Genomic DNA, 25,051 nt, shown 5'->3' with positions numbered 1-25,051 from the left:
TCACTTTGTCTGAGGGCAGGCTCACTTTGTCCGTGGCCCGGTTGCCCCGGTACAGTGGTCCGCGCTGCGTCCCGCCGCCCGGCGGACGCGCACGCCGCCTTAGCTCAGTCGGCAGAGCGATTCACTCGTAATGAATAGGTCAAGGGTTCGATTCCCTTAGGCGGCTCCGTTCGGCCCGGTCCCGGTTCCCCGGTACCGGGCCGAGCCGTATCCGGCGGGTCCGTTCTCCGGCGCTGGGCCGTGCCGTATCCAGTGGGCCCTTGCAACCACGAAGCGATCAATGGTTTGCCGCGTGCCGGTGGCCTCGAAACCGTCGCCGTCGACCGGATCTGGGCAAGGCGGCATCGAAATAGCTCGGTGGCCGAATCTCGACGACGGTTCGGTCGCCCGGCGATGATGGTTCGCCGAGGGGGAATCGGCCACGGAAGTTTCGGTCGCGCAGGGCCGTGAATTAACGGGTGGCGGGCATCGTGCCCGAATGTCCTCATTTTGGGAATGGGTAGTTCTCCCCACCGCGCCGTCGCCCGGCACCGGGGTAATCGCGGCGCCTGCAATCGCGCGAGATCACGGACCGGCCGGCCGCATGTGCGGAGACTGAGAGATGTCGCACTATTGCAAACTGCGACAGACCCTGCTGCGCGCTGCGCCCGTGCGCCCACCGCGCCGCCGTGCGGCTACCGCATTGTTGTGCGCCGACCGTGCGGCGACCGCGCAGTCGCGCGCCGGCGTTGTGCGGCCACGACGCCGCTGCGCGACGACCAAGCCGCCGTGCGGCGACCAGGCCACCGTGCAGCGACCGCGCTGTCGCGCGCCGGCGGCGGCTCGGCCGCACCCGTGACCTGACGCGGCCGACAGTGCAGCGCGTACACTCGCCACGTGGACTACGTCATCGCGCTGATCCCCCCGATCGGCACCGGAATTCTCTTCTACGTGGTGATCCGCGCCTTCGTGAACGCCGACCGGAACGAGCGCGCTGCGATACAGCGGCTCGAGAACGAGGGCACGTCGGAGGATTCTTCCGCGCCGGCGGTTTGACGAAAGCTCGACGGGTTTGGCCGAAAAGCCGTCCACAGTCGCGCGACCCGACGTGACAATTCTTCGGGTGCCAATTAGTGTCTGTCCACGGACACGATCTCTGTATCGTGCTCACGGGAGCATCCCGTTTCCCGTGAATGACGACAAGAAGGCACACACATGGCGCAGAAGGTGCAAGTTCAGCTCATCGACGACATTGACGGTGCGCCCGCGGACGAGACCGTCACCTTTGCCCTCGACGGAATCTCCTACGAGATCGACCTGACGGATGCACACGCCAATGCCCTGCGCGAGTCTTTCGCCGAGTGGGTGGGCCACGCCCGCCGCGCCGGCGGCCGCCGCGCCACGGCGAGGCGGGGCAGCGGGTCCACCGGTGCCCGCGCCGCGTCCTCGGACGCAGGCAAGATCCGCGAGTGGGCCCGAACCAACGGGTACGAAGTCTCCGAGCGCGGTCGAATCTCCGCCGAGATCCGCGAGGCCTACGAGAAGGCCAACTGACCTCGACCTCTGACGGCCGGCCGCTCCCGCAAGGGGACGGCCGGCCGTCGCCGTCGACGGGCGCCCACGCAGCGCACTCCGATGATGATGGGACAATGGTCCGCATGACCTACACCCTGGTACTGCTCCGCCACGGCGAGAGCGAGTGGAACGCCAAGAACCTGTTCACCGGCTGGGTGGACGTGCCGCTCTCCGAGAAGGGCACCGAGGAGGCCACGCGAGGCGGGCAGCTCCTCGTCGACGCCGGCGTCGCCCCGGACGTCGTGCACACCTCCTTGCTCCGCCGGGCGATCTCGACCGCGAACCTCGCACTCGACGCTGCGGACCTGCACTGGATCCCCGTCAAGCGGAACTGGCGCCTCAACGAGCGGCACTACGGGGCGCTCCAGGGCAAGAACAAGAAGGAGATCCGCGACGAGTACGGCGAGGAGCAGTTCATGCTCTGGCGCCGCTCCTACGACGTGCCGCCGCCCGAGATCGAGCTCGGCTCCCAGTTCTCCCAGGACTCCGACGTCCGCTACGCCGGCGAGCCCATCCCGCGCAGCGAGTGCCTCAAGGACGTCCTCGAGCGCGCCATGCCGTACTGGGACGCCGAGATCGTGCCTGACCTCAAGGCCGGCAAGACGGTGCTCGTCGCCGCGCACGGCAACTCGCTGCGCGCCATCATCAAGCACCTCGACGGGATCGACGACGAGACCATCGCCGGCCTGAACGTTCCGACCGGCATCCCGCTGGTCTACGAGCTGGACGAGGAGCTGCGCCCGACCGTCAGGGGCGGGAAGTACCTGGATCCTGCCGCCGCCGAGGCCGCCATCGCGGCAGTCGCGAACCAGGGCAAGTAGCGGCTCGCGAGCAGACACAGGCGGTCGCCGCACCGGACCGCCTAGCCGAACCCTGACCCGAGCAGAGGGCCCCGTATCAGCGCAACGCGCTGCTGCGGGGCCCTCGTGGCAGAGCGCGCGGGTGGCGGGCGGCTGCGCGGGCCGGCACCGGACCGTGGGCCCGACGTGCGAGCGTGAACTCGGCCGCACCTGTCCCCGAAGGCGGAGCCGTGTGCCCCGTGCCACAGTGACTGCATGGCACAGCGCGTACTTGTCACAGCCGGGGCCGGCGGAATCGGACAGGCCATCGCACGGGCGTTCGCGGACAGCGGCGCCCGGGTTCACATCGCGGACATCGACGCCGACGCCGTCGGTGCCCTCACCGCCGCCGACGAGAACATCACCGGGTCGGTGGGCGACATCAGCAAGACCGAGGACCTCGACGTCCTGTTCCGGGACGTGAGCGCCAACCTCGGCGGGCTGGACGTCCTGGTCAACAACGCGGGAATCGCGGGGGCCACCACGCCCGTCGAGGAGTATCCGCGGGACACCTGGGACGCCGTCATCAACGTCAACCTCAACGGCACCTTCCTCGTCACCCAGCGGGCGGTCCCGCTGCTCAAGGAGGCCGGCGGCGGGTCGATCCTCGTCATGTCCTCCCTCGCCGGGCGCTTCGGGTACCCGAACCGGATCGCCTACTCGACCACGAAGTGGGGCCTGGTGGGCTTCACCAAGACCCTTGCCCTCGAGCTGGGGGAGTTCGGCATCACCGCCAACTCCATCCACCCTGGCGCGGTCGAGGGCCCACGCATCCGCAACGTGCTGGCGGGTCGCGCCGACGCGAACGGCACCACGGTGGACGAGGAGGTGAGCAAGGCGCTGGACAACCAGTCGATCCGGCAGTTCACCGACCCGGCGGACATCGCCGCGCTCGCGCTCTTCCTCGCCGGCCCGCACGCCCGCACGATCTCCGGCCAGCTCTTCCCCATCGACGGCGACTCCAAGCACGCCTGACCCGACTGCCATGTCCACCGCACCGGAACCCACGTCCGACCCGGACGCCGTCGTGCGCCGAGGGGAAGCGCACCCGAGCCGGAGCCTGTGGACAGGGCGCGCCGCGATCCTCGTGGGGCTCGTGCTGCTCGGCATCGGCCTGCGCTACGCCGTCACAGGCCTCTCGCCGCTGCTGACCACGGTCACCGAGGAGCTCGGGATCGGCACGGCGGGTGCCACCTTCATCGGCATGCTGCCCACGCTCAGCTTCGGGATCGGGGGCTTCGCCGCCCCCGTCATCGCCCGCCGGATCGGCCCGGAGTCCACGGCCCTGGTGGCTGTCGTCCTCGCGGCGTTCGGGGCGCTGCTGCGGCCGTTCATCGGCAGCCCGGCCGCCTTCATGGCGCTGACCTTCGTCGCCCTGCTGGGGATGGGGTTCGGCAACGTCCTGGGGGCGCCGCTGGTCAAGAAGCACTTCGCCGACCGCCAGGCGTCGATGATCACGATGTTCAGCCTGCTCATGCAGGCCGGTGCCACGCTCCCGGCGATCACCGCGATCCCCGTCGCCAACGTCACGAGCTGGCAGATCTCCCTGGCCTCGTGGGGTGTGCTGTCGCTCCTCGCCGTCGTGCCGTGGCTGGTGGCGGTGGTCGGCGAACGACGACGCGGCAGCGCGACCGCCGGCGTCGAGGACGCGGGCGCGAAGACAGGACCGAAGCTCGGGCTCGCCCACCTGCTGCGCAGCCCGGTCGCTCTCGGCACCGCGCTCTTCTACGCGACGGCGTCGCTCAACATCTACGCGATGCTCGCCTGGATGCCGACGATCCTCCAGGGACTTGGCCTGGACGAGGCCAGCGCCGCGACGGCGTTCTCCGTCTACACCTTCATGACGTTGCCGATGGCGGTCGTGACGCCGCTGCTCGCCAACAAGGTCAAGAACCCCACCGCGCTGGCCGTCGTCATGGCTGCGGTCGGGCCGATCGGCTACCTCGGGATCATCTTCGACATCGGCCCGATGTGGCTTGCGGCGCTCGTCGCGGGTCTGGCTGGTGGAGCGTTCCCGCTGGCCATCGCCATGTTCAACCTGCGCAGCCGCACGCCGGCCGGCTCCGCTGCCATGGGCGGCTTCGCGATGGGCAGCGGGTACCTCATCGGCACGCTCGGTCCGCTGCTCGGTGGTTGGCTGTTCGGCGTCACCGGGGACTGGCGGGTGCCGCTGTGGGTCTACGTCGCCAGCTTCGTCCCGATGGCGATCGGCGGCATCGTCATGGCCCGGCCGGGCAGGTACGTCGAGGACACCCGCCAACCGGCGGCGGCGTGACCCGACGCGGCCGCGCGGATGGCCGCGTCCGCGCCCGTCGGTACCCGCCGAATCGACGGCGCACGCACCACCTCAGTCGTGGTGCGCCTCCTGCTCGGCGGGGTTGACGACCTCGTTCGTGAGGTCGCCGGTGACCAGGTAGGAGATGCGGCGGGCCACCGAGACCCCGTGGTCGCCGAAGCGCTCCAGGTAGCGGCCCAGGAGCACCGCGTCGACGAGCTGCTGACGCGTCATCGGCACGTCGTCGTCGAGGATCACCTGGAAGGACTCGCGGTGGAGCTGGTCGAGGACGTCGTCGTCGGCCTCGATGCTCGCGGCGAGCGCGAGGTCGCGCGTCTCGAGGAGCTGGGTCACCTGCTGGCTGACCAGGGTGGCCTGACGGGCCATCTTGATCAGGATCTCCCGCATGGGGCCCGGCGTCGGGTTCTCCGGGTAGCGGCCCCGGGCGACGTACGCGACGTGGCGGGCGAGGTCGCCCATCCGCTCGAGCGTCGCCGACAGGCGCAGACCCGAGACGACGATGCGCAGGTCGGTGGCGACCGGCCCCTGCCGGGCGAGCAGCGAGATGCCCTGCTCGTCGAGCTGGCGCTCGAGCTCGTCGATGCGCCGGTCGGCGTCGATGACCTGCTCGGCGAGGGTGAGGTCGGCCGTCTCCAGGGCCGCCGTCGCCCGTTCGATGGCGGTCGCCACCTGTCGGGACATGCGCGTCAGGTCGTCGCCGAGCTGCTGCATCTCTTGCTTGAAGATCACTCGCACCGATGGGCTCCTTGCGTCGACATCTCCGCCGGTGGGCGGGGCGGTTCCTCCTGCCAGCCTAGTCAAGCGAGCCGGCGTGAACGACTGGTGGCGCGCGCCTGAACAGCGGGTGACCCCGCGCAACCGTTGCGATCGACCGCAGGATCGGGGCTTACGCTCAGGGCGTGGAGCAGATCTGGCAGGTGATCGGCGTGGCCGCGCTGGCCCTGTTCGTCGTCGCCGTCGCGCTGGTGGCCTTCCGCGTCAGCGAACGCGATCGACGCCGCCCCGTCGAGGCCGGCGACAACGAGCACGACGACGTCATCTCCGTGCTCAGCGTCCTGCCGCAGGCGGTGGTCGTGCTCGACGACGACGACCACGTGGCACGCGCGAGCGCCGCGGCCTACGCCTTCGGGCTCGTGCGCGACGACGCCCTCGCGCATCCGCAGGTGCTCCAGATGGTCACCGCCCTCCGCCGCGACGGCACCATCCGCGACGACGAGCTCACACTCGTCCGCGGGCCCGTGCACGGCGCCGGCACCCTGCGGATGCAGGTACGGGTGGCGCCGCTGCGGGGCGGACGCGTGCTCGTCCTCGCCGAGGACCGCACGCAGGCCCGCCGGGTGGAGGAGATGCGGCGCGACTTCGTCGCCAACGTCTCCCACGAGCTCAAGACCCCGGTGGGCGCCATCGGGCTGCTGGCCGAGACCGTCGCCGAGAGCGCCGACGACCCCGAGACGGTGCGCTACTTCGCCGGCCGGATGAGCAAGGAGTCGCGCCGGCTCGGCTCGCTCGTCCAGGAGATCATCGAGCTGTCCCGCCTCCAGTCCCCCGACGCCCTCGTGGACCCCGAGCTGGTGGAGGTCGACGCCGTCGTCCAGGAGGCCGTCGACCGGGTGCAGGTCGAGGCGGCCGCCCGCAAGGTCACCCTGGTGCCCGGCGGGACACCGGGACTGCGCGTCTACGGCGACGAGGCGCTGCTCACCACTGCCGTGCGCAACCTCCTCGACAACGCCGTGCGGTACTCCTCGCCGACGTCCCGGGTCTCGGTCGGCGTCTCCCGCGACGACGCCCTGGTGCGCATCGCCGTCGTCGACCAGGGCACCGGCATCCCGGAGGAGATGCGCGAGCGCGTCTTCGAGCGCTTCTACCGCCTCGACGACGCCCGCTCGCGCGAGACCGGCGGCTCCGGCCTGGGCCTGAGCATCGTCAAGCACATCGCCAACGACCACGGGGGCCGCGTCGAGCTGTGGTCGACCGAGGGGCGTGGCTCGACGTTCACCCTCGTGCTTCCCGAGGCCTACGGCCCCAGCAGCCCCGACGACGCGCTCGAGACGACCGAAGCGACCATCGCGACCCCGCGGACCGACCTGATGGAGGACACGAACCGATGACGACGATCCTGGTGGTGGAGGACGAGGAGTCCTACCGGGAGCCGCTCACCTTCAAGCTGCGCAAGGACGGGTACGAGGTGGCGGCCGTGGCCGACGGCCCCGCCGCGCTCACGGCGTACGACCGCGGCGGGATCGACATCGTCCTGCTCGACATGATGCTCCCGGGGCTCTCCGGCACCGAGGTGTGCCGGGAGCTGCGCCGGCGCAGCGACGTGCCGATCATCATGGTCACCGCGAAGGACAGCGAGATCGACAAGGTGGTCGGCCTCGAGCTCGGCGCCGACGACTACGTCACCAAGCCGTACTCCTACCGCGAGCTGGTCGCCCGGGTGCGCGCGGTGCTGCGTCGGGGCGCCGGCAAGGACGACCTCTCCGAGCCTGCGGTGCTGTCGCTCGGGCGCGTGAGCATGGACGTCGAGCGGCACGAGGTCGCGGTGGACGGCGAGCCGGTGGCGATGCCGCTGCGCGAGTTCGAGCTGCTCGAGATGTTCCTGCGCAACCCGGACCGGGTCCTCACCCGCGGTCAGCTCATCGACCGGATCTGGGGCGAGAACTACGTCGGGGACACCAAGACCCTGGACGTCCACGTCAAGCGGGTGCGCGGCAAGATCGAGGAGGACCCGGCGCGCCCGGCACTGCTGCAGACCGTCCGTGGGCTCGGCTACAAGCTCGTCTCGCCGGAGGAGGCGGAATAGCCCGGGCCCGCAGCGCGCTGGCGGCCGAGGCGACTAGGGCCATGCCCTGCGTCCGCCGGGCGCGTGACGGCGTGCACGAGGCGTTCGTGGGTGCCCGCCCAGCCGGACAACCGCTACCGGGGGACGGCTACTGAGGGACCAACCTGGGACGGAGTCGGTACCCCGTACCTGAGGGGCCGGGTCGGTCCCTGAGGGGCGGGGTCGGTCCCGGAGGGAATCGTCAGGCCTGGTCGAGGTAGTCGCCGTAGGGCGGGATGGTGCCGTCCAGGACCGGGACCGCGACCTGCTGGGCACCGGCGGTCGGCATCTCCACGGTCGCCGTGATGTTCGCGCCCGGGGCCGCCTCGACGCTCTCCGTCGTGATCCCGGCGTCGGTGAAGTTCACGGTGCCGCCCGCCTCGACGCGGACCGGGACGGCGCCGCCGGACTCGCCGAACGTGAAGGCGACCTCGACGTCCTCCTTCGAGCGGTTCACCACGGCCCCGAGGAGGTGGCCCTCCTCGCCCTCGCCGGTGGTGAGGATCATGAGGTTCTCCACCGAGACGAACTCGGTGACCGCCACGCGGACGCCGTCGCTGGGCGCGTACGGGTCCTGGGTCGTGATCGGGTTGGCCACCGAGCAGCCGGCCAGGACGAGCACGGCGGCGACGGCGGCCGCAGCGGCGGCCAGGCGGGTGCGGCGGATGGTGCGGGCCACGGAGATCTCCTTCGTCGTGTAGCGGAGATGCGCGCGGCGCCCTCCCAGGGGGAGGTTACCGGAGAGACCGCGGCGTCCGGCGCGGCGGGCCGGGGGGCCTGGCGCGCGGAAACTGTCATGTTCCTCACGAGCCGCAGAATGACGCCATTTTGACGTGCTAGAATGGGGGCCGATCACGACTGAGGGAGCACCAGGAAATGACCTTCGCTGTCGGCGAGACCGTCGTCTACCCGCACCACGGGGCCGCGCTCATCGAGGATATCTCGACGCGTGTCATCCGCGGGGAGGAGAAGCTCTACCTCCACCTCCGGGTCGCCCAGGGCGACCTGACCATCCAGGTGCCTGCGGAGAACGTCGACCTCGTCGGCGTCCGCGACGTCGTGGGCAAGGACGGCCTGGAGAAGGTCTTCGACGTGCTCCGCGCGCCGTACACCGAGGAGCCGACCAACTGGTCGCGCCGCTACAAGGCCAACGTCGAGAAGATCGCCTCCGGTGACGTCATCAAGGTGGCCGAGGTCGTGCGCGACCTGTCCCGCCGCGACACCGACCGTGGTCTCTCCGCCGGCGAGAAGCGCATGCTGGCCAAGGCCCGTCAGATCCTCGTCTCCGAGCTCGCGCTCGCGGAGAAGACCGAGGAGGACAAGGCCGAGGCCATCCTCGACGACGTCCTCGCCTCCTGATCCCGACGCCCTGACCGGCGCCCGGGCCGCGCGGCGATGACCTCCGCTGCCATCCTCACCGCGGCCGGCTCCGGCACGCGGCTGGGGCGTCCCGTCCCCAAGGCGCTCGTCGAGCTCGCCGGCGTACCGCTCGTCGTGCGGGCCGCCCAGGGCCTCGCGGCTGCCGACTGCCTGACGTCCCTCGTCGTCACCGTGCCGCCCGCCGAGGTCGGCACCGTCACGGCCCTCTTCGCCGGCGGTCTCGTGCCCGGCACCCCGCTGACGGTGCAGGTCGTGGCGGGCGGGCCGACCCGGCAGGCCTCTGTGGCAGCCGGGCTGAGCGCGCTGGCCCAGGACGTCGACGTGGTCCTCGTCCACGACGCCGCCCGGTGCCTCACCCCGCCGGAGCTCGTCCGCGGCGTCGAGGCGGCGGTGCGCGGCGGGCACCGCGCCGTCGTGCCCGCGGTCCCGGTCACCGACACCGTCAAGGAGGTCGGTCCCGCGGACACCACGGGTGCCGAGCCCGTGCGCGGAACCGTCGAGCGGACCCGGCTCCGCGCCGTCCAGACACCGCAGGGCTTCGACCGGCTGCTGCTCGAGGAGGCCCACGCCGCCGGTGCCGGCCGTGCGGGCGACGAGCGGGCTGCCGTCTCCGACGACGCGGGCCTGGTCGAGGCGCTCGGGGAGCCGGTCTGGGTGGTCCCCGGTGACGAGCGGGCCATGAAGATCACCACCCCGCGCGACCTCGCCCTGGCCCACGTGCTGCTCGGGCACGAGGCGGCGGACCGGCCGGCAGGGCACGCGCCGCTACCCTGAGCGCCATGCAGCTGCCCCGCACCGGCATCGGGACCGACGTCCACGCCTTCGCGCCCGCCGGCTCCGGCCGGCCGATGCGGCTGGCCTGCCTGGACTGGCCCGGTGAGGTCGGTCTGGCCGGGCACTCCGACGCCGACGTCGCCGCGCACGCCGCGTGCGACGCGCTCTTCTCGGCCGCCGGTCTGGGCGACCTGGGCAGCCAGTTCGGCACCTCCGACCCCGAGTGGGCCGGTGCCTCGGGCGCCGCGATGCTCACCGAGACCGCCCGGCGGGTGCGTGCCGACGGCTGGGAGATCGCCAACGTCGCCGTCCAGGTCATCGGCGAGCGGCCACGGATCGGGCGCCGTCGCGCCGAGGCCGAGTCGGCGATGGCCGATGCGCTCGACGCCCCCGTCTCGCTCAGCGCGACCACCACCGACGGGTTGGGGTTCACGGGCCGCGGCGAGGGCGTGGCCGCCGTCGCCAGCGCGCTCCTGGTGCGCGCACCGCTCGAGGCGGCCTGACGCCTCAGCGTGCCCGGGACGTCAGCCCGGGCACCCGCAGCGGCCAGAAGGCGAGCAGCCCGAGCGCCAGGGTGAGCACGATGCCCAGCATCCCCATCCGGGCGCCGGCGACCGCGGTGAAGATGGCGATGAGCGCCGGGGAGATGAAGCTGACCGCACGTCCGGCGGTGGCGTACAGGCCGAAGGTCTCGTTGGCCTCGTCGGCGGGCATCATGCGGGTGAGCAGGGTGCGGGATGCCGACTGCACGGCACCGACGAGGGCGGCGATGCCCATGCCGAACACCCAGAACACCGCGGTGGAGTCGAAGGCGACGATGATCAGGCCGAAGACGATCATGGCGGTCAGCGCCCCGACGATCACCGGTCGTGGCCCCACCCGGTCGTCCACCTTGCCGAAGACCCAGGTCCCGATGGCGGCGATGACGTTGGCCGCGATCCCGAACACCGCCACGTCCACGGTGTCCATGCCGTAGGAGGTGGCTGCGATGACCCCCGCGAACGCGAACACCGCGCCGAGGCCGTCGCGGTAGACCGCCGAGGAGAGCAGGAAGTGCAGCAGGTGCCGCTCGGTGCGCCACATGCGGACCACCCGGGCGATGATGTCGCGGTAGGCCTGGAGCGGCCGGAAGGGCTCGCGCACCCGGGCGGTGTCCGGCACCTCCCGCGGTCCCCAGACCATCACCGGGATCGAGAACACCAGGAACCAGCCCGCGCACAGCAGCGCCACGGCGCGGGCGTTCTGGGCGTCCTCGGTGGGCACGCCCAGCATCCCGCCGTCGAGGATGAAACCGAACAGGGCGATGACCAGGGCGACGACGCCCCCGACGTAGCCCAGCGCCCACGCGGTGCCGGAGATCCGGCCGACCGTGGTGGGGCTGGAGATCTGCAGCAGCATCCCGTTGTAGAACACGCCGGCGATCTCGGCGATCACCGACGCCAGGGCGATCAGCGTCACGCCGAGCAGGAGGTAGGAGTTCTCCGGCTTGACGAACCACATCGCCGCCATCGACGCGACGACGCCGAGCGTGGCGATGGTCAGCAGCAGCCGCCGGTTGCGCACCCGGTCCGCCCACGCCCCCATCAGCGGCGCGAGCAGCGCGACGAGGATGCCGGCGACCGTCTGGGCGTTGGAGTACACCTGCTGGCCGTTCTCCGGGTCCGCGGCGACCGTGCCGGTGACGTAGACCGAGAACACGAAGGACAGGATCACCGTGTTGAACGCGTTGGACCCGAGGTCCCACAGGCTCCAGGCGGCGATCGTGCGGCGCGGGGCCGGCTCGGGCGGGAGCTCGCTGACCGGTGGCGGCTCGGGCGCGTTCAGGTTGGTCACGTGTCGCACCGTAGCGCCCGCGGGTGAGCGAGACGTGACGAACCTCCGCGACGGGGGGAGCCCCCGCCCAGGTGGGAGCACCGGCCGCGCCGGTAGCCTGGGCGGGTGAGCCTGAACCTGTACGACTCCGCGACGCGGTCGGTGCGCCCCTTCGAGCCCCTCGAGCCCGGCCGGGCCGGCATCTACCTGTGCGGCGCGACCGTGCAGGGCTCGCCGCACATCGGCCACATGCGTGCGTCCATCGCGTTCGACGTGCTCGTGCGCTGGCTGCGGCGCTCCGGCCTCGACGTCACCCTCGTGCGCAACGTGACCGACATCGACGACAAGATCCTGGCCAAGTCCGCCGGGGCGGACCGGCCCTGGTGGGCGTGGGCGTACCGCTTCGAGCAGGAGTTCACCGCCGCGTACGACGCGCTCGGCGTGCTGCGCCCCACGTACGAGCCCCGCGCCACCGGCCACGTCACCGAGATGGTCGAGCTGATGGAGCGCCTGCTCGAGCGCGGCCACGCCTACCGCGGCGAGGCCGGCAACGTGTACTTCGACGTGCGTTCGCTGCCCGACTACGGCGCCCTGACGCGCCAGGCGCTCGAGAACATGTCGGTCGTCGACGAGGGCGACGGCGAGCCCGACAAGCGCGACCCGCGTGACTTCGCGCTGTGGAAGGCCCCGCGACCCGGCGAGCCGGCGACGGCGGCCTGGCCGACCCCGTTCGGGCGCGGCCGGCCCGGCTGGCACCTGGAGTGCTCGGCCATGGCGCAGCGCTACCTGGGGGAGACGTTCGACATCCATGGCGGCGGCATCGACCTGCGGTTCCCGCACCACGAGAACGAGCAGGCGCAGTCCCACGCGGCCGGCTACGACTTCGCCCGGTACTGGGTCCACAACGCGTGGGTGACCACCGGCGGCGAGAAGATGAGCAAGTCGCTCGGCAACTCCCTGGTGGTCGCCGAGGTGCTGCGCGAGACCCCGGCGGCGGTGCTGCGCTACGCCCTGGGAACCGTGCACTACCGCTCGACCGTCGAGTTCTCCGACGCCACCCTCGCCGAGGCGGCCGGCTCCTGGGAGCGGTTCTCCGGTTTCGTCGCCCGCGCCGTCGAGCGCGTCGGGGAGGTGCCCGCCGAGGAGGTGGCGGGCCAGAGCCCGGCCGAGCTCCCTGGCGCCTTCGTCGAGGCGATGGACGACGACCTCAACATCTCCGCCGCGCTCGCGGTGGTGCACGAGCAGCTGCGGGCCGGCAACACCGCGCTCGCCGAGCACGACGACATCGGCGCCCGCGCCGCCCAGCTGCAGGTGCGGGCGATGCTGGACGTGCTCGGGCTGGACCCGCTGGCCGAGCCGTGGCGCTCCGGCGGCAGCAGCGCCGGCGGGGCCGGCTCGCCGGAGCACGACGCGCTCGACTCGCTGGTCTCGGCAGTGCTCGCCGAGCGTGTCGAGGCCCGCAAGGACAAGGACTGGGCGCGTGCCGACGCGCTGCGCGACCGGCTGGCCGAGGCCGGCGTCGTGGTCGAGGACTCTGCCGGCGGCGCCCGCTGGCACCTGAAGGGAACACACTGATGGCCGGAAACTCCCAACGCCGAGGCGCCGTGCGCAAGCCGGGCTCGAAGAAGGGGCAGACCGTCGGCTCCGGCGGCCAGCGCCGTCAGGGCCTCGAGGGTCGCGGGCCCACCCCCAAGGCGACCGACCGGCCGTACCACCCCGCCGCGAAGAAGAAGGCGGCCGCGGAACGCAAGGAGGCCAAGCGCACCGGTGGCCGCGACGGAAAGGTCGCCGGCCGCGGCCCCGCACGGGACGCCGGCCGCGGCGCCTCGCGGGACGTCGGCCGGGCCACCGGGCGTGATGTCGGCCGAGACGCTCGCGAGGGTGCCCGCAGCGCGGCGCACACCGCCAAGGTCCGTGACGCGCTCGGCGTCGGCGGGGACCACGAGATCATCGGTGGCCGCAACCCGGTCACCGAGGCCGTGCGCTCGGGCATCCCGATGAGCAAGGTCTTCCTCGCCGGCAACATGGCCTCCGACGAGCGCGTGGCCGAGGTGGTCCGCACCGCGACCGCCCTCGGCACGCCGCTGATCGAGGTCTCGCGCTCGGACCTGGACCACCTGACCGACGGAGGCGTCCACCAGGGCGTGGCCATCGAGGTGCCGCCCTACGCCTACCGCGACGTGGCCGACCTGCTGGCGCGTGCCGAGCGCGCCAACCACCCCGCGCTCGTCGTCGCCCTGGACGGCGTGACGGACCCGCACAACCTCGGGGCGGTGCTGCGCAGCGCCGGTGCCTTCGGCGCCGACGGCGTCCTGGTGCCCGAGCGACGCTCTGCCGGTGTCAACGCCGCCGCGTGGAAGGTGTCCGCCGGGGCGGCAGCACGCGTGCCGGTGGCCCGCGCGACCAACCTCGTCCGGGCGCTGAAGGAGCTCAAGGAGGCGGGCTGCTTCGTCGTCGGGCTCGACGGCGACGGCGCCACCGCCGTCGGTGACCTCGAGCTGGCCACCGAGCCGTTGGTGCTCGTCACCGGCTCGGAGGGCAAGGGGCTGAGCCGGCTCGTGAAGGAGACCTGCGACGTCGTCGCCTCGATCCCGATCGCCGCGTCCGTCGAGTCCCTCAACGCGGCTGTCGCGACCGGCATCGCGCTGTACGAGGTCTCGCGCCGCCGCTCGGGCTGATCTCGGAGCGCGGCCGCCGCCCGCCGCCCGACCCGGCGCGGTGGCGTAGGCGCTCGGCGTCGCCGTCGCCGTCGCCGGTCGGCGTGGCCCGCCACGGCGTCGTCCGCGCGTCCCGCCGCGCGACCGGTGCCTCCGGAGTCCTCTACGGTTGGATGACCGACCGTCGAGCAGGGAGCTAGGACATGGGCGCCACCGATGACGCGCGCTGGATCCGCACCGAGGGTGCGATGGTCGCGCAGACCCTCGATCCGGACGCCGTCGCCGCCCACCTGGCCGGCGCCGGAGTGGTCGCCCGGCTCGAGTGGTACCCCGGCACGGAGCACCTGCTCTCCGTCTCCGTCTTCACTGACGAGGACGGTCGTCTCGGCACGGCCGACGCCTCGGGTGCGGTGACGCCGGGGTCGGGCGTGGCGGAGCTGGCCGACGAGCTGGGCACGGCCTTCGACGCCGACGTGCTCATGGCCGGCGTGCACCCCGAGGGCAGGCACGAGGCTCCTGACTGGAGCATCACCGGCGAGCCGCCCGAGGTCGCCGTCGGCCCCGGCGCGCGTGCTGCCACGCCGGCCGACGGGATCCCGGAGGTCGTCGAGAGCGAGGACACCGAGCACGACGCCCGCACGGTGGTCGTGACATCCATGGCCGCCCACCAGGTGCCGCTGCACGCCACCCTCCTCGGCCGGACCGTGACCGCGGCCGAGGTGGAGCTCGGCGGGCAGCCCCGCCGCCTCGTCGCCACCACCGGGCCCGGGCGCGAGCTCGGCGTGCTCGGCTGGGACCCGGACGCCTACCCGGTGCTGCGGCTGCAGGTGGACGACGAGGACCGCACCGCCCTGCTGCTCACGGGGCCGGAGTCCGGCGACGACGACGCAGACGACGGTGTCGCGCTGTTCAGCTGGGCGATGCGCAGCCGCTTCGTCCACGGCGCCGCCACCCGGGTGGAGGGCAGTGACGCGGAACGGCTCGCCACCCATGTTCTCGGGGACGACGACGATGCCGTCGCGTTCGCCGCGGCGGTGCCCGGGGCCGACGCGGACGCCGTGGCACACGCGCTGACGGTGCCGGGCGCGGAGGGCCTGGCTGCCTTCGTCGCCGCGCTCGGGCTGCCCGCCACGGTCACGGAGGTGCTCGAGGGACGCGCCGACCCCGGTGGGCTGCCCGGCGCCCGCGCGCACGAGGCGGAGCGGCTGCCGCGCGCCGCCGCCCACTCGGCCCGGATGGCGCTCGAGGGCGCCCCGCTGCCACCGCCGCCCTCGCCTACTACCGTCCGGGCGTCCGTGGCCGGCCTCGTCGCGGTCACGGCCGTCGTCGTGGCGGCCGTCGTGCTGCGTCGTCGTCGGCGCTGACGAGTCCGCGCTGAGGAGTCGGCGCTGACGCGTCGGCGCCGACGGCGTGGCTCAGCCGATCAGGCCGGCCGACTACCCCTCGATTGCCTGGATCTCGGCCGTGCTGCGGTCCAGGAACGCCCGCTCGTCGGGTCGGTGGCGCAGCACGTTCTCGGTGTAGGAGCGCACCGCCTCCGTCATGGGGACGTCGCGCCGCTGCTGCTGGGAGATGAACCAGCGGTGCTCGAGGACCTCGTGGAAGATCTCCGCCGGCTCGAGCTTGCGGCGCATCTCGCGGGGGACGGCTCGCACGGTGGGGTTGAAGACCTCGTCGAGCCAGTCGTGCGCCACGAAGGTGGCGTCCTCGCTCTGCCGGTCGGTCTCGGCCCGGTAGGCATTGAGGTCGTTGAGCATGCGGCGAGCCTGGTTCTCCTGGACGTCCAGGCCGGTCAGCCGCATGATCTGGCGGTGGTAGTGCCCGGCATCGACGACCTTGGGCTGGATCGAGACGGTCGTGCCGCCGACGTCGGTGGTGATCGCCAGCTCGCCGACGTCGTAACCGAGATCGTTCAGTCGGTTGATGCGGGCGGTCACGCGCCAGCGCTCGGCCGACTCGAAGGACTCCACGTGGGTGAGCTCGGCCCACAGCGACTCGTACCGCTCGACGATCTGGTTGCCCACCTCGATGACGTCGACGTCCTCGTCCAGCATCTCTCCGGCCTGGAGGTCCATCAGCTCGCCGATGATGTTGGTGCGTGCGAGGTCGAGGTCGTAGCTGCGCTGGCCGGGGGTGAGGTTGGGGTGGATCTCGCCGGTCTCCGCGTCGACCAGGTACGCGGCGAAGGCGCCGGCGTCGCGGCGGAACAGGGTGTTCGAGAGGGAGACGTCGCCCCAGTAGAAGCCCAGGAGGTGCAGGCGCACGAGCAGCACGGCGAGCGCATCGATGAGTCGGCCGGCGGTCTCGCTACGCATGTACTGGCTGAACAGCGCCCGGTACGGCAGCGAGTACTGCAGGTGCTCGGTGACGAGCACGGAGTTCAGCTCCTCGCCGGCGGGGGTGGTGCGGCCGGTGATCACGGCCAGCGGCACGACGGACGGTGCATCCATCCGGCCGAGGGACCGCAGCTGCTCGTACTCGTGATAGGCGACCGTCTCGCCGATCTCCTTGACGGCGAGGACCCGGCCGGCGAGCTTGACGAACCGCACGACGTGGCGCGAGATACCGCGCGGGAGCGCGGCCAGGACGTCCTCGGGCCACTCCTCGAGCGGCACCTCCCAGGGCAGGTCGAGCAGCGCGGGCTCCACCCTGGCGGCGGTGATCTGCAGCTGCGCCATGGGGCCCATTCTCCCAGGTCGGTCGCTCGTCACGGACGGGCGGGGGAGTGGTCGGGGTGTGAGTTTCGTCCGGTCCGACCGGACTGGTCCGCCGGTGCGACGCCGCGCGTGTTCACCGCCAAACATGTCACGGTCGTGCCGATCCGGCCACTGAGATCGCTGAAGCGGTCGCTATAGCGACCACTTCAGCGACTCCGTTGCTCACGACGCGCACCCATGGGTTGCTCTGGACACGCGCCGACGGCGGAGGGGCGGGTCCGTGTGGGATCCGCCCCGACGGCGAAGGGGCGGGTCCGGGACGCGCACCGACGGGTTGCTCAGGACCCGCACCGACGGCGAAGGGGCGGGTCCGTGCGGGACCCGCCCCTTCGTCGGTCGATCAGTCAGACGCCGTGCCGCCGGGCTGGGACCGGCTGACGTCGGCGTCCGGGCCGGGTCAGATCGGCAGACGCTGACCGGTGGCCGAGGAGAACACGTGCTGCTCGCCCTCGCGGATGCGCACGTGGATCGTGTCACCCTTCATCGGCACGTCGCGCGGGTCGATGCGCACGATGACCTGGTCGGAGTCCTCGCCCGAGCCGAGGTGCTCGTTGAGCTCGCGCGAACCGGCCAGCTCGCCGTAGACGAAGGCGTCCGAGCCGAGCTCCTCGACGAGGTTGACCGTCACCGGCAGCGAGCCGTTCTCGCCGGCGGAGACCCGGTCCAGGGACTCGGGCCGGAACCCGAGGATGACCTTGCCGTTGTCGGCGTCGCTGAGCGCGTCGATGGTGGTGCGAGACAGCGGCACGTTGGCCTCACCGAGCACGGCGTGGCCGTCGGCGATCTTGAAGTCCCCGAGGTTCATGGCCGGGGAGCCGATGAAGCCGGCGACGAACACGTTGGCCGGGGTGTCGTACATCTCCCGCGGGGTGCCGACCTGCTGGAGCAGACCGTCCTTGAGGACCGCGATGCGGTCGCCCATCGTCAGCGCCTCGGTCTGGTCGTGGGTGACGTAGACCGTGGTGACGCCGAGGCGGCGCTGCAGCGAGGCGATCTGGGTACGGGTCTGCACACGCAGCTTGGCGTCCAGGTTGGACAGCGGCTCGTCCATGAGGAACACCCGCGGCTGACGCACGATCGCGCGGCCCATGGCCACGCGCTGACGCTGACCGCCGGAGAGCGCCTTCGGCTTGCGCTGGAGGTACTCGCTCAGGTCGAGGATCTTCGCGGCCTCCTTCACGCGCTGCTCGATCTCGGCCTTCGGCGTGCCGGCGATCTTGAGCGCGAAGCCCATGTTGTCGGCGACGGACATGTGCGGGTAGAGCGCGTAGTTCTGGAAGACCATGGCGATGTCACGGTCCTTGGGCTGGACGTCGGTGACGTCGCGGTCACCGATGAAGATCCGGCCGGAGTTGACGTCCTCGAGCCCGGCGAGCATCCGCAGCGAGGTGGACTTGCCGCAGCCGGAGGGGCCGACCAGAACGAGGAACTCGCCGTCGGCGACCTCGAGGTCGAGCGAGTCGACGGCGGGCCGCTCGGAGCCCGGGTAGACGCGGGTGGCTTTGTCGAAGGTGACTGAGGCCATGGTGATGTACATCCCTTCACCGGCAGGTACGTGCCGGACGATCCGTTGTGAAAGGTGTCAGGTCGTGTCCGCTCTGACACAGCGAGCCGTCGCGAGCGCGTGCCCGCGACAGCTGCCAGGTCAATAGTGACACACCTTCGTCAGGACGGTGTGACCGAGGTCGCTCGGCGCAGCTCCACCAGGCGCACGAGCACCGCGGAGAGCTCCTCCGGGTCGGCCACCCGGTAGGCCGCAGCGGTGTCGCCGTCACCGACCTTGATCGAGACGTCGGGCTCGGCGAGGACGGCGAAGGCGTCCTCGTCGGTGGTGTCGTCACCGGCGTAGAGCACCGCCTCGGCCCCGACGGCGGAGCGCAGCTGCACGAGCGCGTCGCCCTTGGTGACCTCCAGGACCGCCATCTCGACCACCTCCTTGCCGACGACGACGTGCACGCCGTCGTGCGCGGCGGGGCCGTCCAGGACCGCCCGGGTGAGCCGTTCCCCGTCCGCCGGTGCCGCGGGCCGGGTGTGCAGGACGACGGCGGCCGGCTTGGCCTGCACCCACGCGCCCTCCACCGTGGCCGCGAGCTCCTCCGTCTCGCGCAGCAGCCGCGCGCGCAGCTCCGCCTGCTCCGTGGTCAGGTCCACCGGGTCGGCGTCGAGCACGGTGCCGCCGTCGGGGGAGTCCACGGCCCGTCCCCACTGGGCCCCGTGCGAGCCGATCACCCGGGTGCCGGCGGGCAGCCCGGCGAGCGCGACCAGGTCGCCGGCCTCGCGCCCGGAGACGAGGACGACCTCCACGCCCGGCAGCGTCGTCAGGTCGGCCACGGCCTGCGCGGACAGCGGCAGCATGGCCGACGTCGTCGGGTCGAGGACGATGGGCGCCAGGGCGCCGTCGAAGTCGAGGGCGACGACGATCGTCCCGGCGGCCGTGAAGGTCCGCAGCGCGTTGTCGAGCCCCTCCTCCAGGTGGGCGGCGAACAGCGGCGCGTCGACCCCGGGACCGGGGACCCCGGCGTCGGGCTGGGGGAGGTTCGGGTCGATCGTCACGGTGTCTCCTGGTGGGGTGCGGTCATCGCGAGGTAGCCGAGGAAGTCGTCGGCCCAGCGCCGGACGTCGTGCTCGATGACCCGCTTGCGCAGGTTCCGCATCCGCCGTCGGCCCTCCTTCGGCTCCATGGTGACTGCGCGCATGATCGTGGCCTTGGTGCCGTCGATGTCGTGCGGGTTGATCATCAGCGCCTGGCCCAGCTCGTCGGCGGCGCCGGTGAACTCGCTGAGCACCAGGGCCCCGCCGAGGTCGGAACGGGCGGCGATGTACTCCTTGGCCACGAGGTTCATGCCGTCGCGCAGGGAGGTCACGAGCATGACGTCGGCGGCCCGGTACAGGGCCGCCATCTCCTCCATCGGGTAGGAGTGGTGCATGTAGTGCACGGCGGCGCGGCCCAGCGCGCCGAACTCACCGTTGATCCGGCCGACCGTGCCCTCGACCTCGTCACGGAGCATGCGGTACTGCTCCACGCGCTCGCGCGAGGGGCTGGCCACCTGGACCATGCAGGACTCCGGGGCGTGGAGCTGGCCGTCCTCGAGGAGCTCGCCGAAGGCCTTGAGACGGTGCTGGATGCCCTTGGTGTAGTCGAGCCGGTCGACCCCCAGCAGGAGGACCTCCGGGCTGCCGAGCTCCGTGCGGATCTCCTGGGCGCGCGCGAGCACCTCCGGGGTGCGGGCGAGCTCGTCGAAGGCGGCGGCGTCGATCGAGATCGGGAACGCCTGGGCGCGCACCTGCCGGTCCGGGCGCGACCACCGGCCCGGGATGGTCACCTGCGGGCCACGGACCTGCAGGTCGGTCAGGCGGCGCACCGAGCGCAGGAAGTTCGCCGCGTCGCCGGGGCGCTGGAAGCCGACCAGGTCGGCGCCGAGCAGGCCCTCGACGACCTGCCGCCGCCAGGGCAGCTGGCCGAAGATCTCCACCGGCGGGAAGGGGATGTGGTTGAAGAAGCCGATCTTGACGTCCGGCCGCAGCAGTCGCAGCACCGACGGGACCAGCTGGAGCTGGTAGTCGTGCACCCACACGGTCCCACCGGGTGCCACGGCCTCAGCGGCGGCGGCGGCGAAGCGGCGGTTGACCGAGACGTAGGCGTTCCACCAGGTGCGGTGGTACTCCGGGGGGACGATGACGTCGTGGTAGAGCGGCCAGAGCGTGCCGTTGGAGAAGCCCTCGTAGTAGTCGGCGACCTCGCGCTCGCTCAGCGGCACCGGCCACAGCCGCATGCCCTCGCCGTCGAACGGCTCGTGCTCGAACCCCGCGGTGCCGGACCAGCCCACCCAGGCGCCGGCGTTCTGCCGCATGATCGGCGCCAGGGCTGTCACCAGCCCACCGGGCGAGCGCTCCCAGGTCAGCGACCCGTCGTGGGCGACAGTGATGTCGACCGGCAGACGGTTGGCGACCACGACGAAATCATGTTCTCCGGATGGCAAGGGTGACTCAGCTCCTTCAGGGTCTCCCTGCCACGGTATCCGGCGGCTCCCGCTCCTGCGCGGCGGGGTGCGGGCCGCGCTCGTGCGGTCGGCGGGTCTCTGGGTGGGCTGGGGTGTGCTCGCGCTGTCGGCCCGGGTTTCGTGCGCAGGCTGGGCGGGTCGCTCGCGTCCGCGGGGTTGAGAACGCATGCGGTGGACGAGCACGCATGTTGCCGCATGCGTGCTCGTCCACAACGTGCGGTTTCACTCGTGGAGTCGCGCCCGGGGGCGCTTCGCGCCGCACATGTCCTCGCCGGCGCAGCACACTTCGCCCGTGGTCCAGTGCACGCCGGTCGCCGGAGGCCCGCTCGCCGTGGCCCTGCGTACTCTCGCTCCACACCGGTTCTGCGGTCGCCGGCAGCCGGCACGCCTTGGCCCCCGAGGTCTCGCTCCACAGCCGTCCACCGCTGCCACGCTCTTCACAGCGCCGCCCGCCCGGCCGCTGAGCTCTAACCACCAGCAGCCAGGCTCGCGCCATGCAGAGAAAGCCATCGCCCGGCTCGCCTCGTCCGCTGCCCCAGGTTGAGCGATCGTCTCGGGACAACCAGGCGGAGATCCGGCTGGCGGAGGGGCGAGGCGAGCTCGTGCGGGCCACGCGCGGTGCCTATCTCAGACCGACCGCCGACGCCGAGCCGTGGCGTCACGCCGAGGAGCTGGCGCTGGCCAGGTGCGTCGGGATCGCCGCACGGAGCAGAGGGAGAGCCGTCTTCTCGCATGAGACGGCGGCGCTCCTCCACGGGTGCTGGCTGTGGCGGCTGCCCGAGCAGACGCACCTGACCGTGGGCGTTACCGTCGGCAGCAGCCGCACGACCGGGATCGTCCGACACTGTGCACCTGTCGATGCCGCGGAGGTTGTCGAGCTCGGGGACATGCGAGTGACGTCGCTCGACCGAACCGTCGTCGACTGCGCCAGCACGATGCACCCGCGCGACGCCCTCGTGGTCGCGGACAGCGCGTTGCGGATGCTGGTCGGCCCTGACCGGCGTGACCGTGCCGGCAGCGACCGCCGAGCCGCGGAGGTCCGGACTCGGTGGCTGTCCCTGCTGGACGTCCGTCGAGGGCGCCGCGGGGTCGTGCGCGCGCGGGCGGTGATCGCGCGTGCTGAGCCGTGGCCGGAGTCGCCGGGCGAGAGCGTCCTGAGGTGGCTGGCTCTGTCCGTCGGCCTTCCCGCGCCGGAGCTGCAGCTCCTGGTGCAGACAAGTATCGGAGCGTTCTACACCGACATGGGTTGGCTCGTTGACCGCCGCCTGCCATCAGGGAAGCGCGAGAGGCGCGTCGCGCTCCACGCGGAGTTCGACGGTGCGGTGAAGTACGGCGGCGCGGAGGGCAGGGACGCCCTGGTGCGGGAGAAGCGGCGCGAGGATGCCATCCGTGAGGTCTCCGCACCGGTGAGCAGATTCGATGCCGCCGACCTCAAGCGGCCCAGAGAGTGCGCTCGCCGCCTGCTCGATCGGCTGCCCGCGGTATTCCGGCGGTCGCTCAAACCTGTTCCCGAGCTGTGGCCACTTCGGGGAGCACGGCTCGAATGACGCAGACCGGCGGTGGAGGCGGTAGCGACGCGGAGACCGACTCGAGGTCGAGACCGTGTCTCCCACTGAGTCCGTGTCTCCCGCCGACTCCCGGTTCCTCCTGCCGAGACCGAGTCTCCGGCTGAGACCGTGTCTGTGTAGAAGTCTCGGGACATCGTGGGCAGTTCTGTCTCAGGACTCTGAGACGGTGTCTGTGGCTGAGACCGTGTCAGGTGGTCGAGCATGCCTGCGGCTGGCATCGTCTCCAAGAGGCACGGTGAGGGCGGCAGGCGGGGGGTTGGCAATCGAACCGTCGGTACCGGCGCGGTAGGTAGGTTGAGGTCATGACCGCGTCGGAGGAGCAGCAGCGCGAGGTGGGTGGCTACCGGCTGCTCCGGCGCATCGGCTCCGGTGGCATGGGCACCGTCCACGAGGCCGTCGACGCCGACGGCCACCGGGTGGCACTGAAGCTGCTGCACCCGCACATCGGCACCGACCCGCAGGCGCGCCGACGGCTCGCGCGGGAGGTCAACCTGCTGCACCGGGTGCGCGACGCCGGCGTGGCGCGGGTGCTGGACGCCGAGGTCGAGGACGCGGAGGCCTTCGTCGTCACCGAGCTCGTGGACGGGCCGACCCTGGAGGACGACGTCGCGGCCGACGGCCCGTTCTCACCGGAGGAGCTTGCCAACCTCGCGCACGGACTCGCCGACGCGCTGCGGGCGATCCACGACGTCGGCGTCGTCCACCGTGACCTGAAACCGGGCAACGTGATGATGAGTGCCGACCGCGGTCCGGTGCTCATCGACTTCGGGATCGCGCAGGTGGCCGACGACGCACGCCTCACCCAGACCGGGATGGTCACCGGGACCCCCGGTTACCTCGACCCGGAGGTCATCGCCGGCGCGGAGCCCAGCCCCGTGTGCGACTGGTGGGGCTGGGCGGCGGTGCTCGTGTTCGCCGCGACCGGACGCCCGCCGTTCGGCCGTGGACCAACGGGCGCCGTCCTGGCGCGGGTGGCCACCGGCCGGACCGACACCGACGGGCTCGACGACGTGACGGCCCGCGCGCTGCGGGCCGCGCTGGATCCCGACCCGGCGCGGCGCCTCGACGCCGACGGTGTGCTCTCGGTCCTCGACGGCACCTGGGACGACGCGGCGCTCACCCAGGTGATCGGCACGGGCGACGGCGGAGCCGCCGGTGCCGCCGGTGGCGTCGGGCCGGCCGGCGGAGCGGCGGCTGCCGGTGCTGGGGGTGCGGTGGCCGGTGCGGCCCTCGGCGGAGCCGGCGGGACGGCCGCCGTCCCGATGGCGGGGGTGAGCTCGGAATCGGCCACTCGGGCCATCCCCGCTGGGTCCGTCACGCGGCGGCTTCCGGACGGGCCGGACACGCGGCGGCTCCCGGGCGAGCCGGACACGCGACGGCTTTCCGACGGGGCGACGATCGGTGCCATGCCGGACGGAGCGGCGACGCGTGCCGAGCCGGAGGGGCAGACGACGCGTGCCGTGCGCCGCGAGGCCCTGGAGGAGTCGCAGCCCCACTGGCTCGGCGCTGGGTCGGCCCCTGACGGGTCAGCGACGCACGTCTTTCCCTCGCGTGACGGCGACCACGCCGCGCCGTCCTACCCGGTCGAGGCGCCACAGTCCTACCCGGCGCAGCCCACCCGGGTGCTGCCGCAGGACGCGCGCACCGCTGCTCCGGCGACCTCCGCACAGCGCGCACCGGCATACCCGGGACCGACGTACGCCGAGCAGCCGACCCGCGTCGACGGCGGGCTGGCCCCGTACGCGCAGCCCGGCCGGCCGACGCCGAGCTCGCAGCCCGGCGACCACCCGGACCGATCCCCGGCGGGGTACTGGCCGGGTGCGGGTGCCCCTTCCGACCACGAGCTCGGCTTCCCCGGCGGTTTCCCCGACGGTCACCTCCCGGGAGGCCCTCAGCAGGCTCCGACCTGGGCCGTTCCGCCGCGGCGCCGCACGTTGACGGTCGCCGGGGTAGGGCTCGGCCTGAGCGCAGCCGCCGCCCCCTTCCCAGGGATCTTTCTCGTGATCACCGCCGTCCTGCTGGTCATCACCTCCACGACCGGCTGGTCCGGACGCTCGCGCCGGTCCGCCCGGCTGCGGCGCGGACGCCGGTCGGGCGACGACGCCCGCATGCTCGCCGGTCTGCCTTGGCACCTGCTCCGCGGTGTGCTCTCCGTCCTGCCCGGGGCGATCCTCGGCTCGCTCGCCGGCGCGGCCACGTGGTGGCTGGGCAGCTCCGCCACCTTCGCGCCCGACCCGGCCGTGGTGGAGGCGACGGTGCGCTCGGGCGCCGGGCTCGTCACTCTGCTCGTGGCCTGGCTGACGCCGACCAGCCGGGTCGCCCGCGAGGGGGCCCGCGCAATGGTGGACGTGCTCACGCCGACCCGCGGCTTCCGCACGCTGCTGGTGGTGCTCGTGCTCGGTGTCGCGTCCGTCGTCGCCCTCCAGCTGCTGCTGGGCGCCTCGCCCACGCCGCTGTGGTCGCCGCTGCCCGATCCGGCCGAGTTCGGGATCTGAGTGCCGGGTCGGCTCAGACGCCGCCAGCGGGTGGCCGGTGGCGTCCGGCCTTGGTCGTTACGCCCCGGTGCGCGAGGTGAGCGGTACCCCTCGGTGGTGGGGCTGCGCGAGGTGAGCCGTTCCGCCCCGTGGGTCGC

22 protein-coding genes and 1 tRNA gene are annotated in these 25,051 nt (G+C 72.4%); 16 read left to right on the top strand and 7 right to left on the bottom strand.

The features are described 5' to 3' along the window. Positions 1-93 precede the first annotated feature (93 nt). From GD748_RS02560 to GD748_RS02540, 6 genes are all read left to right on the top strand, one after another. Positions 94-166: transfer RNA gene (locus GD748_RS02560), tRNA-Thr, on the top strand. 710 nt (positions 167-876) lie between these two features. Beyond that, positions 877-1,035, top strand: coding sequence for a hypothetical protein (locus GD748_RS19380; RefSeq protein ID WP_193312786.1), 159 nt, complete (start codon positions 877-879; stop codon positions 1,033-1,035). Between the two features lie 159 nt (positions 1,036-1,194). Beyond that, positions 1,195-1,533, top strand: coding sequence for a histone-like nucleoid-structuring protein Lsr2 (locus tag GD748_RS02555; protein WP_152193622.1), 339 nt, complete (start codon positions 1,195-1,197; stop codon positions 1,531-1,533). Between the two features lie 104 nt (positions 1,534-1,637). Beyond that, on the top strand, positions 1,638-2,375 hold the full coding sequence (locus tag GD748_RS02550) for a phosphoglyceromutase (RefSeq protein WP_152193621.1): 738 nt from the start codon (positions 1,638-1,640) through the stop codon (positions 2,373-2,375). A gap of 234 nt (positions 2,376-2,609) precedes the next feature. Beyond that, the gene (locus tag GD748_RS02545) at positions 2,610-3,368 is read left to right on the top strand and encodes an SDR family oxidoreductase (protein ID WP_152193620.1); all 759 of its coding nucleotides are present in this window, start codon (positions 2,610-2,612) and stop codon (positions 3,366-3,368) included. A 10-nt stretch (positions 3,369-3,378) separates the two neighbouring features. After that, on the top strand, positions 3,379-4,668 hold the full coding sequence (locus GD748_RS02540; RefSeq protein WP_152193619.1) for an MFS transporter: 1,290 nt from the start codon (positions 3,379-3,381) through the stop codon (positions 4,666-4,668). A 72-nt stretch (positions 4,669-4,740) separates the two neighbouring features. Here the strand turns inward: GD748_RS02540 and phoU are convergent, their stop codons facing one another. Continuing rightward, positions 4,741-5,424 carry a phosphate signaling complex protein PhoU gene (phoU, locus tag GD748_RS02535; protein ID WP_152193618.1) on the bottom strand — a complete coding sequence of 228 codons (684 nt, stop codon included), beginning with the start codon at positions 5,422-5,424 and terminating at the stop codon, positions 4,741-4,743. A gap of 164 nt (positions 5,425-5,588) precedes the next feature. Between phoU and GD748_RS02530 the strand changes: the two genes are divergently transcribed. Beyond that, on the top strand, positions 5,589-6,797 hold the full coding sequence (locus GD748_RS02530; protein WP_152193617.1) for a sensor histidine kinase: 1,209 nt from the start codon (positions 5,589-5,591) through the stop codon (positions 6,795-6,797). Beyond that, positions 6,794-7,492 (top strand): response regulator transcription factor, encoded by a 699-nt coding sequence (locus GD748_RS02525; protein ID WP_152193616.1) that lies wholly within the window; start codon positions 6,794-6,796, stop codon positions 7,490-7,492. Before GD748_RS02530 ends, GD748_RS02525 begins: the two co-directional genes overlap by 4 nt. A 220-nt stretch (positions 7,493-7,712) precedes the next feature. Here the strand turns inward: GD748_RS02525 and GD748_RS02520 are convergent, their stop codons facing one another. After that, positions 7,713-8,189, bottom strand: a complete 477-nt coding sequence (locus tag GD748_RS02520) for a hypothetical protein (RefSeq protein WP_152193615.1) — start codon at positions 8,187-8,189, stop codon at positions 7,713-7,715. Between the two features lie 197 nt (positions 8,190-8,386). On the opposite strand from GD748_RS02520, the gene GD748_RS02515 reads away from it, so the two are divergent. Genes GD748_RS02515 through ispF form a run of 3 tightly spaced genes read left to right on the top strand, consistent with a single transcriptional unit; the run spans position 8,387 to position 10,167 of the window. Continuing rightward, positions 8,387-8,869, top strand: a complete 483-nt coding sequence (locus GD748_RS02515) for a CarD family transcriptional regulator (protein ID WP_152193614.1) — start codon at positions 8,387-8,389, stop codon at positions 8,867-8,869. A 36-nt stretch (positions 8,870-8,905) separates the two neighbouring features. Next, complete coding sequence (ispD, locus tag GD748_RS02510; RefSeq protein WP_152193613.1) at positions 8,906-9,664, top strand: 2-C-methyl-D-erythritol 4-phosphate cytidylyltransferase; 759 nt, start codon at positions 8,906-8,908, stop codon at positions 9,662-9,664. A 5-nt stretch (positions 9,665-9,669) separates the two neighbouring features. Next, complete coding sequence (gene ispF / locus GD748_RS02505; protein WP_152193612.1) at positions 9,670-10,167, top strand: 2-C-methyl-D-erythritol 2,4-cyclodiphosphate synthase; 498 nt, start codon at positions 9,670-9,672, stop codon at positions 10,165-10,167. 4 nt (positions 10,168-10,171) lie between these two features. Here the strand turns inward: ispF and GD748_RS02500 are convergent, their stop codons facing one another. Further along, on the bottom strand, positions 10,172-11,497 hold the full coding sequence (locus GD748_RS02500; RefSeq protein ID WP_226920674.1) for an MFS transporter: 1,326 nt from the start codon (positions 11,495-11,497) through the stop codon (positions 10,172-10,174). Positions 11,498-11,602: 105 nt separating this feature from the next. On the opposite strand from GD748_RS02500, the gene cysS reads away from it, so the two are divergent. The 3 genes from cysS to GD748_RS02485 all read left to right on the top strand — a co-directional run bounded on the left by cysS (position 11,603) and on the right by GD748_RS02485 (position 15,497). Beyond that, on the top strand, positions 11,603-13,051 hold the full coding sequence (gene cysS, locus GD748_RS02495; protein ID WP_152193611.1) for a cysteine--tRNA ligase: 1,449 nt from the start codon (positions 11,603-11,605) through the stop codon (positions 13,049-13,051). Next, on the top strand, positions 13,051-14,154 hold the full coding sequence (gene rlmB, locus GD748_RS02490) for a 23S rRNA (guanosine(2251)-2'-O)-methyltransferase RlmB (protein WP_152193610.1): 1,104 nt from the start codon (positions 13,051-13,053) through the stop codon (positions 14,152-14,154). Before cysS ends, rlmB begins: the two co-directional genes overlap by 1 nt. A 182-nt stretch (positions 14,155-14,336) precedes the next feature. Continuing rightward, positions 14,337-15,497: a hypothetical protein gene (locus GD748_RS02485; protein WP_152193609.1), complete on the top strand. Its 1,161-nt coding sequence runs from the start codon at positions 14,337-14,339 to the stop codon at positions 15,495-15,497. Positions 15,498-15,569: 72 nt separating this feature from the next. Here the strand turns inward: GD748_RS02485 and GD748_RS02480 are convergent, their stop codons facing one another. The 4 genes from GD748_RS02480 to GD748_RS02465 form a co-directional block, all read right to left on the bottom strand. Beyond that, positions 15,570-16,811 carry a DUF4032 domain-containing protein gene (locus GD748_RS02480; RefSeq protein ID WP_152193608.1) on the bottom strand — a complete coding sequence of 414 codons (1,242 nt, stop codon included), beginning with the start codon at positions 16,809-16,811 and terminating at the stop codon, positions 15,570-15,572. A 436-nt stretch (positions 16,812-17,247) separates the two neighbouring features. Continuing rightward, positions 17,248-18,375: an ABC transporter ATP-binding protein gene (locus GD748_RS02475; RefSeq protein WP_152193607.1), complete on the bottom strand. Its 1,128-nt coding sequence runs from the start codon at positions 18,373-18,375 to the stop codon at positions 17,248-17,250. Positions 18,376-18,515: 140 nt separating this feature from the next. Further along, the gene (gene otsB, locus GD748_RS02470; protein WP_193312785.1) at positions 18,516-19,403 is read right to left on the bottom strand and encodes a trehalose-phosphatase; all 888 of its coding nucleotides are present in this window, start codon (positions 19,401-19,403) and stop codon (positions 18,516-18,518) included. After that, positions 19,400-20,803 carry an alpha,alpha-trehalose-phosphate synthase (UDP-forming) gene (locus GD748_RS02465; RefSeq protein WP_405002657.1) on the bottom strand — a complete coding sequence of 468 codons (1,404 nt, stop codon included), beginning with the start codon at positions 20,801-20,803 and terminating at the stop codon, positions 19,400-19,402. Before GD748_RS02465 ends, otsB begins: the two co-directional genes overlap by 4 nt. A gap of 542 nt (positions 20,804-21,345) precedes the next feature. Here GD748_RS02465 and GD748_RS02460 point away from each other — a divergent pair. Together GD748_RS02460 and GD748_RS02455 are read left to right on the top strand one after the other, a co-directional pair. After that, positions 21,346-22,398, top strand: a complete 1,053-nt coding sequence (locus GD748_RS02460; RefSeq protein ID WP_152193604.1) for a hypothetical protein — start codon at positions 21,346-21,348, stop codon at positions 22,396-22,398. A gap of 323 nt (positions 22,399-22,721) precedes the next feature. Next, positions 22,722-24,914, top strand: a complete 2,193-nt coding sequence (locus GD748_RS02455) for a serine/threonine-protein kinase (RefSeq protein WP_152193603.1) — start codon at positions 22,722-22,724, stop codon at positions 24,912-24,914. The last annotated feature ends 137 nt before the right edge of the window (positions 24,915-25,051 follow it).

The sequence above is a fragment of the Georgenia subflava genome (assembly GCF_009193155.1).
Taxonomy (GTDB): Bacteria; Actinomycetota; Actinomycetes; order Actinomycetales; family Actinomycetaceae; genus Georgenia; species Georgenia subflava.
Note: the sequence above shows the minus strand (reverse complement) of the source record. Positions and strands in the feature narration are given on the sequence as shown.